At 41.2% G+C, this 15,289-nt stretch carries 15 protein-coding genes; 7 read left to right on the top strand and 8 right to left on the bottom strand.

What is annotated here, in order from left to right; all coding sequences use genetic code 11:
• Positions 1–10 precede the first annotated feature (10 nt).
• The gene (locus EHR06_RS13505; RefSeq protein ID WP_135757474.1) at positions 11–1,552 is read left to right on the top strand and encodes a phosphatase domain-containing protein; all 1,542 of its coding nucleotides are present in this window, start codon (positions 11–13) and stop codon (positions 1,550–1,552) included.
• Here EHR06_RS13505 and EHR06_RS13500 read toward each other — a convergent pair.
• Positions 1,549–2,193: a DedA family protein gene (locus EHR06_RS13500; RefSeq protein ID WP_135757473.1), complete on the bottom strand. Its 645-nt coding sequence runs from the start codon at positions 2,191–2,193 to the stop codon at positions 1,549–1,551. The two genes, EHR06_RS13505 and EHR06_RS13500, sit on opposite strands and share 4 nt — an antisense overlap.
• Before the next feature lie 137 nt (positions 2,194–2,330).
• On the opposite strand from EHR06_RS13500, the gene EHR06_RS13495 reads away from it, so the two are divergent.
• The 4 genes from EHR06_RS13495 to EHR06_RS13480 are packed head-to-tail and all read left to right on the top strand — an operon-like array spanning position 2,331 to position 5,442.
• Positions 2,331–2,759 carry a hypothetical protein gene (locus tag EHR06_RS13495; protein ID WP_244288591.1) on the top strand — a complete coding sequence of 143 codons (429 nt, stop codon included), beginning with the start codon at positions 2,331–2,333 and terminating at the stop codon, positions 2,757–2,759.
• Complete coding sequence (locus EHR06_RS13490; RefSeq protein WP_135757471.1) at positions 2,759–3,871, top strand: AI-2E family transporter; 1,113 nt, start codon at positions 2,759–2,761, stop codon at positions 3,869–3,871. Before EHR06_RS13495 ends, EHR06_RS13490 begins: the two co-directional genes overlap by 1 nt.
• 6 nt (positions 3,872–3,877) lie before the next feature.
• The gene (gene xseA, locus EHR06_RS13485) at positions 3,878–5,155 is read left to right on the top strand and encodes an exodeoxyribonuclease VII large subunit (protein WP_135757470.1); all 1,278 of its coding nucleotides are present in this window, start codon (positions 3,878–3,880) and stop codon (positions 5,153–5,155) included.
• Positions 5,152–5,442 carry an exodeoxyribonuclease VII small subunit gene (locus EHR06_RS13480; protein WP_135757469.1) on the top strand — a complete coding sequence of 97 codons (291 nt, stop codon included), beginning with the start codon at positions 5,152–5,154 and terminating at the stop codon, positions 5,440–5,442. The genes xseA and EHR06_RS13480 overlap by 4 nt, the downstream gene beginning before the upstream one ends.
• On the opposite strand, the gene EHR06_RS13475 is transcribed toward EHR06_RS13480, so the two are convergent.
• From EHR06_RS13475 to EHR06_RS13455, 5 genes are all read right to left on the bottom strand, one after another.
• Positions 5,439–5,906 carry a DUF2752 domain-containing protein gene (locus EHR06_RS13475; protein ID WP_135757468.1) on the bottom strand — a complete coding sequence of 156 codons (468 nt, stop codon included), beginning with the start codon at positions 5,904–5,906 and terminating at the stop codon, positions 5,439–5,441. The two genes, EHR06_RS13480 and EHR06_RS13475, sit on opposite strands and share 4 nt — an antisense overlap.
• Positions 5,878–6,246 carry a DUF5684 domain-containing protein gene (locus tag EHR06_RS13470; protein WP_135757467.1) on the bottom strand — a complete coding sequence of 123 codons (369 nt, stop codon included), beginning with the start codon at positions 6,244–6,246 and terminating at the stop codon, positions 5,878–5,880. Before EHR06_RS13470 ends, EHR06_RS13475 begins: the two co-directional genes overlap by 29 nt.
• 113 nt (positions 6,247–6,359) lie before the next feature.
• Positions 6,360–6,842 (bottom strand): hypothetical protein, encoded by a 483-nt coding sequence (locus EHR06_RS13465; RefSeq protein WP_135757466.1) that lies wholly within the window; start codon positions 6,840–6,842, stop codon positions 6,360–6,362.
• Between the two features lie 118 nt (positions 6,843–6,960).
• A complete protein-coding gene (locus EHR06_RS13460; RefSeq protein ID WP_135757465.1) occupies positions 6,961–9,180 on the bottom strand; it encodes a membrane dipeptidase in 2,220 nt (739 codons plus the stop codon).
• Positions 9,181–9,196: 16 nt separating this feature from the next.
• Positions 9,197–9,742, bottom strand: a complete 546-nt coding sequence (locus EHR06_RS13455) for a hypothetical protein (RefSeq protein ID WP_135757464.1) — start codon at positions 9,740–9,742, stop codon at positions 9,197–9,199.
• 332 nt (positions 9,743–10,074) lie between these two features.
• On the opposite strand from EHR06_RS13455, the gene EHR06_RS13450 reads away from it, so the two are divergent.
• Both EHR06_RS13450 and EHR06_RS13445 read left to right on the top strand, forming a co-directional pair.
• The gene (locus tag EHR06_RS13450; RefSeq protein ID WP_244288590.1) at positions 10,075–11,460 is read left to right on the top strand and encodes a sensor histidine kinase; all 1,386 of its coding nucleotides are present in this window, start codon (positions 10,075–10,077) and stop codon (positions 11,458–11,460) included.
• Positions 11,461–11,493: 33 nt separating this feature from the next.
• Entirely contained in the window at positions 11,494–12,201 is a 708-nt protein-coding gene (locus EHR06_RS13445; RefSeq protein WP_100711685.1) for a LytR/AlgR family response regulator transcription factor, read from the top strand.
• 108 nt (positions 12,202–12,309) lie between these two features.
• Here EHR06_RS13445 and EHR06_RS13440 read toward each other — a convergent pair whose 3' ends face one another.
• Together EHR06_RS13440 and EHR06_RS13435 are read right to left on the bottom strand one after the other, a co-directional pair.
• Entirely contained in the window at positions 12,310–14,529 is a 2,220-nt protein-coding gene (locus EHR06_RS13440; RefSeq protein ID WP_135757462.1) for a membrane dipeptidase, read from the bottom strand.
• Positions 14,530–14,543: 14 nt separating this feature from the next.
• Positions 14,544–15,095, bottom strand: a complete 552-nt coding sequence (locus tag EHR06_RS13435) for a hypothetical protein (RefSeq protein WP_135757461.1) — start codon at positions 15,093–15,095, stop codon at positions 14,544–14,546.
• Positions 15,096–15,289 lie beyond the last annotated feature (194 nt).

Raw genomic sequence — 15,289 nt, 5'->3', positions numbered from 1 at the left:
CTGCAAGCTTGTGACGGAAGAAACAGAACGCAAAATTTCCAAGAATACGGAAAAACGTAGGGCCGCAATCTGCGGAGGAACTCTCGGAAGAGAAAACCGTTATTATATCCGAGGCCAAGTAGTGGATATTTCCGTCAGCGAAGAAATGACGGATCCTAAAAAATGGGACCTTCTTACAGGCTTATTCCAAGGACAAGAAAAAGAGATCACTCCATTTTTGGACTACGGACTAGAGTCTGTGCGTAAGCCTATCCTTGTAGCGGAAATTGTGGATCAGTCCGGAAAAGTGTTACATCATTCTCCTGAGATCAGAGGAGATGAAAGTGGATTTTTTTTCTACGAGTTTACCTTTCCTTTAGCTCCCGGAAATTATACATTTCATATCCATTTCCTAAAACCCGATTCTTACAGACAGTTCGGAAAGGACCTGGCCTATTTAAACACTCCAGGCAAACATGAGTTAGTTTCTCAAAGCCTGATCGGAATGGGCGCATTACGTATTTTACCGGAAGAGTATACCGGGATCGTAACTACTTCCGATATCGACCAAACCTATCTAGCTACCGATATCCATTCCAATAAGGGAAAAATTTCCACATTATTCGAAACACCTGAGCAGAAATTACCCTTGCCTGGTATGCCTACTTTATTCAAAGAATTGAGAGAAGCTACGACAGATTCTCCTCTTTGTTTTATTTCTGCGAGCCCTCATTTTTTTAGAAGGACCCTACTTTCTACATTTAGGACACAAGGTGTTAAAACGGAATCCCTTCACTTGAAGTATCTGGAAGGTACTTTGAAAGGAATGGTGGATAAGTTTTGGGACACTCTTTCTCATCCTACCAGATTTTTGACGGAAGGTCTTTGGGGAGCAGTGGAAAGGGTCCGTAAATTTGCTGGATCCTCTTTCCAAAGTTTATTCGATCAATTGGCCTATAAACTTACCATTCTTTTGAGAGACAGGATCTATCTTCCTACGAATTCCAAGGAGATTTTACTCGGGGACAATACGGAAAGTGATTATCTGATCTTTATTCTATACCAGCTCATTCTAACCGGTGCCTTACAAGGAAAAGAATTAGAAGATTATCTGTACAAGCTGAACTTTTTAGGAAGAGATGCGATTACCAGAGATAATGCAAAGCTAATCCGAGAACTTGCGGAAGAAAATCGAAGGATACACGGAGATATCAATCCAGTGCAGCTTGTTCTGATCAATAAAACGGAACTTGGTCCTCCTTCCGATGAAATGAAATGGAATGTGAGAAGTGCTCTTCCTACAGGCTTAGATCCATGGAAAATGGAAGGAATTGAACCCTATATTCCTACGGATGGAGCCTTGGGATTTGCACTCGTGATGGTTGAAAGAGAAATTTTAGATCTTTCTTCCGTATTAAAAATTTCAGGAGATATGGCGGGTCAATGGTTCGAAGGAAAAGTAATAGAACCTAATGTTCTCCTGGAGCTTGCTAAAAAATTAGAACTTCCTAAAGAGACGGATTCCATTCATAAGAAGTTTGTAAAAACATTAAAAGAAGTTTTGGAAGCCTAGGCTTCCTTTCTTCTTTCCAAAAACTTTTTGTAGATTATAAATCCAAGAACTGCAGTTACGAAGAAGCCTGTAAAAATTTTATTATACAGAGCTAAAAATTCCAGTACCTTCTCCCAATGAGATCCTAGATAAAATCCTCCGTAGATCAGTATCCCACACCAGATAGTAACTGCTAAAGTAAATGCGGAGAAGAACAAAGCAGGTTTCATATCCACCATTCCAGCAACGATAGAAACGAAAAATCGTATTCCTGCGGAGAATCTGGAGAAGATCACTACGACCACACCATTCCTGGAAAACCAATCTAAGGTTTTTTGAATGGATTCTTCGTTGTACAGCTCCGATTTGAATGGGAAGTTTTTAGTCTTCAGCCAATCCAATAGTTTATGGCCGAATGCATACATGACCCAGGCGCCTGCTAAATTTCCGACTAAGGTGCTTGAGACCAGTTCCCAAAAACTTAAGGCGCCTCTTGCGAGTAAAAATCCTCCGAACGCAGTGACTGTATCTCCCGGCCAAGGAGGAAAAACATTTTCGGTAAAATTGGAAAATGCGAAAAAAAACCAGACTAAGGCACTGGGCAGACCGGATACCCAATCCAATAGAGTTTGGATATAAAAATCGAATCCGGCGAATTGCATCTAGAAAAGGATTGTCAAGGGGGAAGCGTTAGATTCAACTAAATTTCGTGAAAGGCCGCAGTTTCTCGCAAGTCCTAGGTTCGGTTCTAGTATTTTTACTGATCGGGAATTTTTCTCTTTTTGCTCAGGAACCCAAATTGCCCGATTTGATGAGTCCTGATCCTGTAAAAACCAAAAAGGTCAAGGACAGGCCTAAAATTTTCAGGCATAACCAACTCACTATAGTGGAAAAACCCTATAAGGCGCCTTCTTCCATCCCTAGTAATTTTGTTCCGGAAGATTCTGAAGTACTGTTTTTTACGGAATTAAAGGCGGATCGTCTTTTGGAAAATAAGGAAGCGGTTGTGATCTTTAAAACTTCCCTTCCCAAAACCACAATGGAGAGATATTACGAATATTTGATCTCCAGTTTCGGTCATAAAATTTTACAAAGCCAAAAATCGGAAGAGAAAAGTTTGTATTTGGTGGATGTTCTTAGGCATAAGATACTCGCGATCACGATCCATTCCGAAGAAAAAGGAAGTATCGTAAAATTATTCCAGAAAACCAGCAACGGAGGATTTTGATGTCCCCCAAAGAAGGACAGGAAACCAACCGAAAACTTTTTAACCTGATCCTAGGCATATTTTGTATCGGCACAGGACTCCTACTCTTCGTAGTTTTAAGGCCTTATTTTTATTCCGCACTTGTTGCTTTGATCCTATATCTGGCTACCCGCAAACAGTACAAACAGCTAAGAAGATTGGTCGGTCCTAAATTCGAGCCATTAGCTCCTTGGATCATGATCGGTTCCGTTTGTATGATCGTAATTTTGCCTTCTTATTTTATGATCCGCACTTTGATCGAAGAATCTCTTTCTATTCTATTCAAGATCAGGATCTCTCTTTCGGAAGATAAGATCATCGATACGATCATGAGTCTGAATATTCTAACCGATCTATTCACGGATAATCCGTTCTTCTGGGTGAAACTTCCTGAAATTTACGGGGATTTTGCTAAGAACTATATAGATATTTTGAACTTGGACAGTTTATACGCTGTTTTGAGTAATGCTTCTTCCTTTATTCTAGGTTCCATCGATCTTCCTGCCGGGATTATCATGAATCTGTTCTTCTCACTATTACTTTTATTCTTCTTCTACCAGGATGGAAGAAAGATAGAAAGGTTTATTTTGGACAATTTGCCTTTTTCCACCGAGGTAGAAGAACAAGTAGGAAGAAAGATCGCTTCTGCAGTACAGACTGTATTTAAAGGAAATCTAATAGTTTCCATTATGCAGGGAGCTGCAGTTTATATTCTTCTTTTATTCGCAAAAATTTCCAACCCTTTCTTATACGCAAGCCTTGCCGCATTCTTTTCCTTGATCCCGGTTATCGGAACTTCGGTGGTTTGGCTGCCGATCGGACTTTATTTGATGTTCATTGAGAATAATATAATCGGAGCGAGCTTATTCATGGTAATGGGCCTGACTCTGTATATCGTTCTGGAGAATGTAGTAAAACCTAAGATGTTGGATAAAAAACTTAGGATCCATCCTTTGTTGATATTTTTGTCCTTGATCGGAGGGATCCAAGAATTCGGGATCATGGGATTGGTTTTAGGACCGGTTGCCGTTACAATGGTTGTAATCCTTTGGGACTTCTGGAAATTGTACAGAAAAGATTTTTTCGCCAGCTAATTTCGGATGGAAGAAACAAAAACATATTCCGTTTCGGAAATCAATTCTATCGTTAAACAACTTCTGACCGGTCCGGAAATTCTTAGAAATATCTGGATCCAAGGAGAGATATCCAATTATTCCAAATCCCACCAAGGTCATATTTATTTTAATTTAAAAGATCCTAAGTCTCTCATTGCCTGCACCTTTTTCTCTTATAGCAACGGCAGATACAAAGGAAAACCTTTAGAAAACGGAATGGAGATCAAGGCATTCGGTGCCATCTCCGTTTACGAACCTAGAGGACAATACAATTTAAATATTTCTAAAATAGAAGAGTTGGGACAAGGGGACCTTCTACTCCAAATAGAAGAATTAAAAAGAAAACTTGCCGCACAAGGTGTTTTTGATACGGAAAGAAAAAGAAAACTTCCAGCGTTTCCTTGGAGGATAGGTGTCGCAACTTCTCCCACAGGAGCGGCTATCGAAGATATTATCCGTATTTCTAAACAAAGATTTCCTAATATAGATATTCTGATCTCCCCCTGCCTTGTACAAGGAGATGGGGCTCCTGAGTCCATTATTTCCGCTATCAAGCAGCTAAATGACCCGAAATGGAATGTGGATCTGATCATCGCCGGCCGAGGTGGCGGAAGTACGGAAGATCTGATGGCGTTTAATGACGAAAAAGTTGTCTTGGCATTTGCACAGAGCCGAGTTCCGATTATTTCCGCAGTTGGACACCAGATAGATTCGGTTCTTTCCGATCTAGCGGCGGACCATTTTGCACCTACTCCTACCGCTGCCGCGGAAATGGCGGTGCCTGAAATGGAACTCATAGAATCGGGACTTTCCGAATTCGAAATAAGGTTAAGGACCGCTTTAAAAAACCAGTCAAACAATCTAAAAGAAAAACTAAGAATACTCACGAATAAAAAAGTATTCTTAGATCCAAGATCCATGTTGAACGATAGGATCTTACAACTGGATGAGATCAATTCCAGAATACATCTATTGGGCAAAAATTATCTGATGAGCGCCCAAAACAAATTCAGTCCGGTATCTACAGGGCTTTTAACTTCTTTCAAATCCCAGTTGGAAAGAAAGAAGAAGGAGTTCCAACTTCTCTCAGGTAAGCTGGAAGGTTTTTCTCCTTTAGGAACCTTAAAAAGAGGATACTCTGTGGTCCGTAAGAAAGGAAAAAAAGTCGTTACTTCTCCGGCACAATTGGAGAAAGAGGAAGAACTAGAAGTCATATTGGCGGAAGGTAGGATTCGGGTTTCTTACCAAGGTGAAATACAATGAGCAAAAAGACAGAAATCAGTTTTGAACAGGCCTTAACCGAATTGGAGCAGATCGCAGAAAATTTGGAAAGAGGACAATTGACCTTAGAAGAATCCATTAAATCTTATGAAAGAGGAATGGAGCTTAAGACACTCTGCCAATCTATACTCGCGGAAGCGGAAGGAAAGATCGAATATCTTTCCAAATCAGGAAGCGGAGAAACCCAGAAAAAAACAGCAAGTCCTAAATCGGAAACTTCTTCCAGAGCGGCTACTCCTCCGCCTGCGGATGATGATGAGTTATTTTAATAGAAATGTTTGAAGAAGTACCAAACAAAAATTGAAATAACTCCCAAATACGCAAAAACTTCAGTAAAACGATTTTCTAAAATTTTTCTCCACACCTGTTTTCCTAGATTCAATCGGATGATAAAACCGGAAATTCCTAAGATGGAGATCGGTATTCCAAATGGATGATATTCCCAAGACCCGGAAAAATCACCTCTGAAAAAACAGATCACAGATCTAGTCAGTCCACAGCCAGGGCAATCCCAACCTGTTAGATGTTTCCACCAACAGATCGTAAACCAATGTTCAGATTCCGTATCCAAAGGGATCTGAAATGAGATAGAAATTGCGATAGTTAAAAGTATAAGGGTGGAAAGCAAAAGAGGAATAAAGGAACGAAATATAAAATTAGGAACCGGACCTGTAAGAGGCCCGGCTTCTAATATTAGGAAACTTTTAAGCTGATTTCGCAGCTGGTCCCACATATTTTGAATCGGAGAATGCTAATATTGGATATCCAATTCCGAAAATGAAAAGTACCGCATAGCCAGCAGTTTTACCGAATGATTTAGCCAAATCGATAGCAACAAGAATGCTGATGATGATACCAACGCAAGGAATGAAAAATAGGATGAACCACCAACCGGGTCTTCCGACAATTTCCATTAAAACATAAAGGTTATAGATAGGAATAATTCCCTGCCAACCGGGTCTGCCTGCTTTTTCAAAAATTTTCCAGAAGGAAAATAGGAATACTCCGAGGATCGCAATATAGACGATCGCGGTTATAACTAAACCGATTCCTGAACCTGAACTTTCTTCCATTCGTTTTGCTCCAAAAATAGAATCTGAGGAAGTATATTTTTAATTTCAGGAAAGCAAGAAGAAAATTTAAGAAATTTTTAATTTCCTAAATAGATCTAATGGTTTAACCGGGATCACTGTACAGACAAAGTAATCGTTCCGGCATCTGTGACCGGAATGACCAAACAACGGGTGGAACCGTTCGTAGTACTAAGCCCCGAATAGGATTCGGTCCCTATATTCTCACTTCTAACTTCTACCTGACTAAAATCCGTAGGGATCAGCACTGAATTTTCCGTGCCGATCCACAAGTCGGCTTCCCCACTTGTAAAACTAACGTTGAAGGTATTTGTTGCGCCGTTTCCGGTAAAAGAATAGAAATAATAGTAATAACTTGCTCCGGAGAATGTTGCGGTTCCTCCGGTGACTATTGTCGGAACTGCCGAGTCTGCACATCCTCCTGTCGGAACCGGAGTAAAACTGGCTCCGTAAGCGGAGTATAATAGGCTAGCGGCAGTATCATCCGTAGAAGTTGTGTCTCCGTTATTGGAACATGCGAGCGTCAGTAAAAGGAATAAGGAAGGAGTGAAAATTTTAAGGTTCAATAAAAGCCTCATGGAAATAAGCTCTTTTTATCTTAGAACCTATTCTTCACATTTAGTTCCAAAGGCCAAACTTTTTCTTTTAGAGTTTATAGATACAAAAAGGCCCGCTTAGCGGCGGGCCCTTCTTAATTTACTGGATACTTCCGCTTCTATTTACCGCGTTCTGCCACATTGTAGTGAAGAAGTCTGCGGATCTATAGACCGGTTCCAGATCGGAACGTTTGAGTCCCTGTTGTCTTAAGTCTTCAAAGAAGTCAGGCATGAGCCCTATATGGGAGGCACCTTCCGTATTGAAGTCGAATGTTCTATTCCCGAAGGAGTATTTTCCAAGAGAAGGAGAAGCAGCAAGAGTTGCAGCTAATCTAATGGAAGAGTCCGGAGAGAATGGATATCCTACTTTAGAAGTCTCAGGCTGTGCAATGACTGAAGATCCTCCAGGACAAGCACGAGTTCCATAACGAGGTCCAGGCATATGAGCAAATCCGTTAAAATCCGTTCCGATAGCGATCCTTCCGTCATAAGCAGGATCACCTATTAGATTTTTAAGATATTGGTAAGACTGGGCGAATGTTTGGCTGGTTCCACCGCAAGCATGTGCGATATACGAGCCGTCACTATTCTGTCTCCACTCACCTACTTCTTCCAGATTTCCTTGTCCGGTAATAAGCCCGATCATTCCACCTAAGGTACTGATACGTTTGAGTGCAGCTCCTGTCGGGTTTGCCTCGTGACGATTTCCTTTATTCGCCATATCATATACACCGGTGTGACCTGTTACGATACCCGGATATGATTGTTGTTCGGCAAAGGTAATCGCTCCGTCCAGAGATTTTGCGGACATATGGCCTACGTCGATGATCATTCCTTTTTTCATCAACTCTCTTAGGACCTTTTGTCCGTAAGTGGTGAGACCAGCAGTATTACAATCCTGTCCATAGTGTTTACAGTCATACTTGGTCCCGCTTCCCAGGATATTATAGAGACCAGCTCCACCGAATCCGTTTGTTTTCAAGTGGATTGGGAACACATAACGTAATCCAAGATCATATAATTCTTGTACACCTTGTGTGATCATAGAATCGTTACAGTTACTTCCTGTACAATCTACTAGGTAGTCTACTTCCGCACCTAAAACCACTGCGAGTTTACCGCCGGAGATCACACTCTGTGCTTCTGCAGGAGTTTTTACGATACGGAACCAACCTTGTCCTGGACCGCCGCTTTGTGCATCGATCCAAGCCTGCATATCGTATACTGCTTGGGTTTGTCTACGCAAAGTGTTCATATCATTTAGGTCATAAACCGGATCGGTAGCAATCGCTATTCCTTTGATGATATCCGGAAGTCCGTTATCTGTCGCTCCGAACATATAATCACCATTGACTGCGAGTACTACCATGGCTCTCATCCCGCCTTCATAGGCACGTTTGATCCATTCATAATACATGGTTTGGTGAGTGTAACTATTGTTCGCAGGCCAATAAGGAAAACCTGCATATCCTCTATTATCGTGACGAGCGGTTCCTAATAATGCTCCGATAATATCGTCTTGAACGATTGCTTCTACCCTAGAGTGTCCTGCCGAATGTCCTTCGTCCGAAGTACTTGGGCAATCCGCTAATGCAGTTGCGGGCGGTCCGAATGGAGAACCATGGAAGATCACTCCACCAAAACCTAAATTTGCCATTGGGTGTGTATGAAGATCCACATAACCCGAAAGAGTTCCGGTTCTCTTGAGAGAATCGTTCGCTCCTCTTGAGTAAGCTTGTGGAGCAGTTTCACAACTTGAGTCTGCAACATACCATTCTCCCCACATTCCTGTGGCTCCACCAGTGTTCACGCATCTATGAGGTGTGGTATACGTTTTACCTGCGATAGTAATCGGCATTTTAGAACATGCGTCTTCCCAACTACCTACTATATTCCATAAACGTGAAGAATACTTTCTTTTACCTGCATAAGTACCTGACGATTGGCAGCCATCATTCTTATGGGTGTAGTTATAGATCCCGCCTTCGTCAGGTGCTGCCCAGTTCGCTTCGCAGGAATCGTCGATCAGATCGAATTCTCCCCACATATTGAATCCAGTGTTCTTACAGCGACTTGGCTTAGTAAACGTTTGGCCGTTAATGGTTGCTCCCATATTGGCACAGGTTGTTTCCCAGCTTTGGCCGGATGGGATCCCATAAAGGATCGCTGAATATTGACGTTTCCCAGGAAAAATTGCAGTGCAACTATCCTTCTTAAATGTTCCCCAATATGGATCGCCAAATATGGACGTACTCGTAGCAAAAACAGCCAGGAATACGACGCATAACGCAGGCCCTCGTAAAAAAGACCGACTTTTCATACGTATCTCTCCCTACTTACTTATTTATATGTTTTTTGTATTCTTCGGTTACGTTTTTCAGCTTTTGGCCGTACAGTTCTTTGCCGGCTAGGATCATTCTGCGTTTTTCGTCATCAAGGCGCTCTGGATATCTTTCTTCCATCAAGCGCAATAGTTCCAGTTGGTCCTCCTGGAGTTTTATCTGTGCTTTATAATATTCATCGATTTCTTTGCGGGTCGCTTTTCCGGAGTAAATTTTTCCGTACAATGTCGCCCAAGATTCTAAAAGTTCTTCTTGTGCTTTTTTCTCTCCGGCATCTTGGGGAGTGGCAACAGCCACCCAATATAGATTATCCGGAGTTTCACTCTTTAATAGAGAAGCGGAGACAACCGCGTTATCTTCGTTATAGTTAGAAGAAGAAGTTCCCGAACCTATAAATCCGGAGAAGATAGAGAGCCCTTCTGAAAAAATATTTTTGGAAGAGGATTGAGCAGCTCCGTCCTGGCTTCTAGTGAAAATAAAAATGAGAACAACTACAACAAAAGCAGCAGAAGCCAGTAATGCGTTTTTCTTAGATAGCATCGGGCGAACAGTATATTACATTTCGTTCCATTATGCAAATTCTTTGTAATGATTTATTAGAAAAATGTTATAAATATTCGGAAACGCGCTCTATTATTTTTGCAAAGCAAAAGAAGGATAAAAAATCGGTACTTAAGTCATAAAATTATAAACTAGAACGAGTGGTACTATGATAATTGCTTGTATTCTTGGAGATGAGTACATTCTTTTCTCTGGAATTTATGGCTTTTCTAAATCATCTTTTTGACAAAGTTTTTTCACTAGTTTTCCTAAATCGAATGATCGGGCAAAAAAGGGAGTTTTTTAAAAGGGAAAGGGATAAATTTGGAAATATGCAGGCGTTACTTCGGTTTCTTTTCGGGCTTAATTATCGTTTTGCACTTAGGCAGTATAGAAAGGCAAAGATACTTTCTTCCGTAAATTTTGCCCCGGTATTTACCCGAAACGCTTATCTGGAAATTCTGATCGTACTCAGATATGTGTATCTGATCCTTCCTATCATCATTTTACCGTTTGCATTCTATGATCTGGTGGACGCATTTTCGGATGCTAAGGACAATTCATTCGTTTTATTCGATCTTGTATTTTATTCCGTCTTTTTGACAATGAATGTACTTTTGAATTCGGGCCGTTTGCATAGAGCGGATCTGGATCGGATCAAGTTGTTTTGTAGGATCGGGGTACTTCTTCTTTCCCTGACCGGGACTTGTATCACTGTTGTTGTTTTTCCCAGGCTTCCTGAAATTTCACTCTTCTCCACTGCTATGTTCAGTGTGGCGATCATGTTTAGATTTCCGGACCATACTAAGTATTTTATCTATACGATCAATTATGCGATCCTATACGGTTTTATTTATTATAGCGGGAATAGAGAGCCTGTACTTATACAAAACCCACTCGTTACCTTGTTTTTGATCCTAATTTTTGATCGTGTATCCTTCTTAACTTTGGCGAATACTTATCTTAAAACCCAAAGGATCATTCGTTTGAATGAAAGATTAAGGGAAGAAGATACGAATAAAAGTGATATGATCAGTATTGCAGTCCATGATCTAAAAAGCCCACTTTCAGGGATCATGAGTATTAGTACGATCCTACGTAAAAATCTAAAATCGTTTTCGGATAAGGAGAAGAAGGAGATCCTTACCGATATAGAAAGTTCTTCCAGAAAAATTCTGGGGCATATCGATGATCTTGTCGGGATCGCTGCTTCCGGTTTTGAGAATATTAAGATAGATTATGATGTTTTTAATCTAAATTCTTATATAAGATCTACTATCCAAAACTTCGATTACCAAGCTTCTCTCAAAAGAATAAAATTCCATACTCAATTTGATAAGGAAGATCTAAAGATCCGTTCGGATAGGAAAGCAGTAGCGAGTATTTTAGATAATTTGGTTTCAAATGCGGTAAAATATTCTCCTCCAGGCGGGGCTATATTCATCCATTCTAAATTGATAAAGGAGAATGGCGATTTTATACAGATCCAGATCAGGGACGAAGGAAAAGGATTCACTGATGAGGATAAAAAACTTTTATTCTCCAGATTCACTCGACTCTCTGCTAAGCCTACCGGCAACGAACCATCTAGTGGTGTAGGACTTTATGCGGTTCATAGACTAGTAGAACTACTCGGCGCAAAGATCAGTTTGGAAAGTAATCCTGGACAAGGTGCGACATTCACACTTCTATTTTCTAAAATGAAAATTTCAGATTGACCGTCTGATATTTTTTTATAGAACTCGCTAAGCATGGTGAGAGCGGTTCTAGTTGAGGATGATAAGCTGATGGCAAGGACCATCCAGCATTATTGCAGAGAGGCATTCGGAAAAAGCCTAGTCTCTCTCAAAACATTCGATGAATTGACTCCTGCTTTATATAGTATAAAGGAAAATCCTATAGACCTTCTACTTTTGGATATCAATCTAAAAGGACAATCAGGTTATGAGATACTAAAACTTCCTGAAAAAGATTCATTCTATACGATAGTGATCTCTTCGGATAAACAAAATGCAGTAAGTGCATTTGATTTCGGAGTATTGGATTTTGTGGCAAAACCATTCACTAGAGAAAGATTTATTGCAGCAATAGATCGTATGAAGTCTGCCTCGGCTTCTAAAGCGGATTCTATGCGTAAGAATAGTATCTCCTTAAAGAAAGATGGGATGATAGAAGTGATCCGCTTTCAAGACATTCTATACTTAGAAGCATCCGGTAATTTTACCGAGATCCATCTTAAGTCCGGCCGCAAAGAACTGATCCGTAAAACAATGGAATCCGTTCTGGCAGAACTCAATTCGGATTTCTTCCGTTCTCATAGATCTTTTATTATCAATCTATCCGAAGTAAAAAAGATACTTCATGGAAAAGGAAATCATTTCAAAGTCCTTCTAGGCGATTCCGCAGAAGTTGCCCTGTCCAGATCAAATTATAATACTCTAAAAGATATGCTGGGTTGAAAAACTCGGAACGCATTCGCAGGCCGGCAAAATCCCCAATTTTCAAGTAAGTAAAAAAAGCCCGCAGGGTTAGGCGGGCTTAAGAAAAATCTATTTCGTTAGATTTCTTTATTGGATACTTGCACCTCTTGTGACTGCATTTTGCCACATAGTAGCGAAGAAGTCAGCGGAACGATACACCGGTTCCAGATCGGAACGTTTGAGTCCTTGCTGTCTTAAATCTTCGAAGAAGTCAGGCATAAGTCCGATATGAGCCGCACCTTCCGTATTGAAGTCGAATGTCCTGTTCCCGAAAGTATATTTTCCAAGAGAAGGTAAAGCTGAAAGAGTTGCAGCTTTTCTAATGGAAGCATCCGGAGCAAATGGATATCCTACTTTAGCGGAATCAGGTTGAGTGATTGTAGACACTCCTCCTGGACATGCACGAGTTCCATAACGAGGTCCAGGCATATGAGCGAATCCGTTAAAGTCGGTTCCGACTGAAATTCTTCCGTCATATGCTTGGTCTCCGATCAGATTTCTAAGATACTGATAGGATTGTGCAAATGTCTGGGTGGTTCCCCCACAGGCGTGAGAGATATAAGAACCGTCGGAGTTCTGTCTCCACTCACCTACTTCGTCCAAGTTTCCTTGTCCTGGGATCAGTCCGATCATTCCACCTAATGCGATGATACGTTTCAGAGCTGCTCCTGTTGGATTTGCCTCATGACGATTTCCTTTATTCGCCATATCATATACACCTGTGTGACCGGTAACGATACCTGGATAAGATTGTTGCTCTGCGTAAGTTAAAGCTCCTTCCAAGGATCTTGCGGACATGTGACCCACATCGATGATCATCCCCTTTTGCATTAGCGCTTTCATGATCTTAGGTCCGTAAGAAGTTAAACCTGCTACGTTACAATCTTGTCCGTAATGTTTACAGTCATACTTTGTCCCGCTTCCCAGGATATTATAGAGACCAGCTCCACCGAATCCGTTTGTTTTCAAGTGGATCGGGAATATATAACGTAAACCTGCGTCATACATTGCTTGGACACCTTGGGTGATCATTGAATCCGTACAAGTTGTGGTAGTACAATCTACTAGGTAATCTACTTCCGCACCTAAAACTACTGCTAATTTACCTGCAGCGATCACACTTTGTGCTTCCGAAGGAGATTTTACTATACGGAACCATCCGAGTCCCGCTCCACCGCTTTTCTGATCGATCCAAGTTTGCATATCGTATACTGCTTGGGTCTGGCGACGTAAAGTGTTCATGTCGTTTAGATCATAAACTGGATCAGTTGCAATAGCGATACCTTTGATAATATCCGGAAGACCGTTGTCTGTTGCTCCGAACATATAATCACCGTTCACGGCAAGAACAACCATAGTTCGTAGGCCGCCTTCATAGGCACGTTTGATCCACTCATAATACATTGTTTGGTGAGTGTAGCTATTGTTTGCGGGCCAATAAGGGAAACTTGCGTATCCTCTATTATCATGTTTTGCCGTAGAAAGTAGAGCTCCGATAATATCATCTTGAACGATCGCTTCTACTCTGGAGTGTCCTGCAGAGTGGCCTTCGTTAGACATACTAGGGCAATCTGCGAGCGCAGTTGCCGGTTCTCCATAAGGAGCACCATGGAAGATTACTCCTCCGAAACCTAGGTGAGCCATTGGGTGAGTATGAAGATCCACATAACCTGAAAGAGTTCCTGTTCTTTTGAGAGAATCCTGGGCACCTCTTGCATACGCTTTTGGAGCGGACTCACAACTTGAATCTGCAACATACCATTCTCCCCACATTCCAGTGGTACCGGTATTCACACATTTTGTAGGAGTTGTATAAGTTTTACCTGCGATTGTGATGGGCAATTGAGCACATGCAGCTTCCCAGGTGATACCTACTACGTTCCAAATACGGGAAGAATATTTTCTTTTACCCGCGTAAGTTCCAGAAGTCTGGCAGCCGTCATTCTTATGAGTCCAGTTATATGCTCCGCCGTCATCTGTTGCAGACCAGTTTGCTTCGCAGGAGTCGTCTAGTACATCGAATTCTCCCCACATATTTAAACCGGTGTTCTTACAACGACTAGGCTTAGTAAATACTTGGCCGTTAATGGTTGCTCCCATATTTGCACAGGTAGTTTCCCAGCTTTGGCCCGAAGGGATCCCGTAAAGGATTGCTGAATACTGGCGTTTGCCAGGGAAAATCGACGTACAGCTATCCTTTTTGAATGTTCCCCAATAAGGATCCGCAAATACGGATACACTTCCTGCGAAAAACATCGTACATACTACGAAGCCGAATACGGACCTTCGTATTGACCGATAATTCATAATTCTCTCCAAATCTATTTTTGGTTTATGTGTTTTTCATATTCATCTTTTACGTTTTTTAACTTTTTAGCATATAGTTCCTTGCCGGCCAGGATCATTCTTCTCGAATCGTCGTTCAAACGTTCCGGATAACGATCCTCCATGATCTTCAATAATTCTAATTGATCTTCATGTAGTTTGATTTGAGCCGTAAAATACTCATCTATCTCTTTTCGAGTCGCCTTATTGGAGTAAATCTTTCCGTAAAGAGCCGCCCAATCTTCTCTTAGCTCATTTTGGGCTTTCATTTCTGCGGCATCTCTTGGAGTTGCTACGGCAACCCAGTATAGATTGTCAGGAGTTTCATTTCTTAAGAGAGAAGCAGGTATAAGTCCTTCTTCATCATTGGATGAGGAGAAGGAGCCGAGGCTGAGTATATTTGAGAATGAAGACAAACCTTCGGAAAAAACATTTTTCCCGGAATTAGAAACGGCAGCATTCTTGGAAGAAGAAGGTACCAATAATAAGAGTAAAACACCTGCGATAAGAATTGATGAAACCAGGATGGTTATTTTCTTAAATGACATAGGAAGGAAAATACTAGGTTTCCGGACCCTATGCAATGAGTTTGGGATGAAAGTGTATCTAGGTATGATGAACGGAAAAATTCTTATCAGACCCTTATATAAGGGAAATCTTTATATTCTATCCGTTGTTATATAAAAAACTCCGTGACTTTGTGTCTCTGTGTGAACCCAAAAAGGTTTAAAAGTTTCGCACC

This window comes from Leptospira dzoumogneensis (assembly GCF_004770895.1).
Lineage (GTDB): Bacteria > Spirochaetota > Leptospiria > Leptospirales > Leptospiraceae > Leptospira_B > Leptospira_B dzoumogneensis.
Note: the sequence above shows the minus strand (reverse complement) of the source record. Positions and strands in the feature narration are given on the sequence as shown.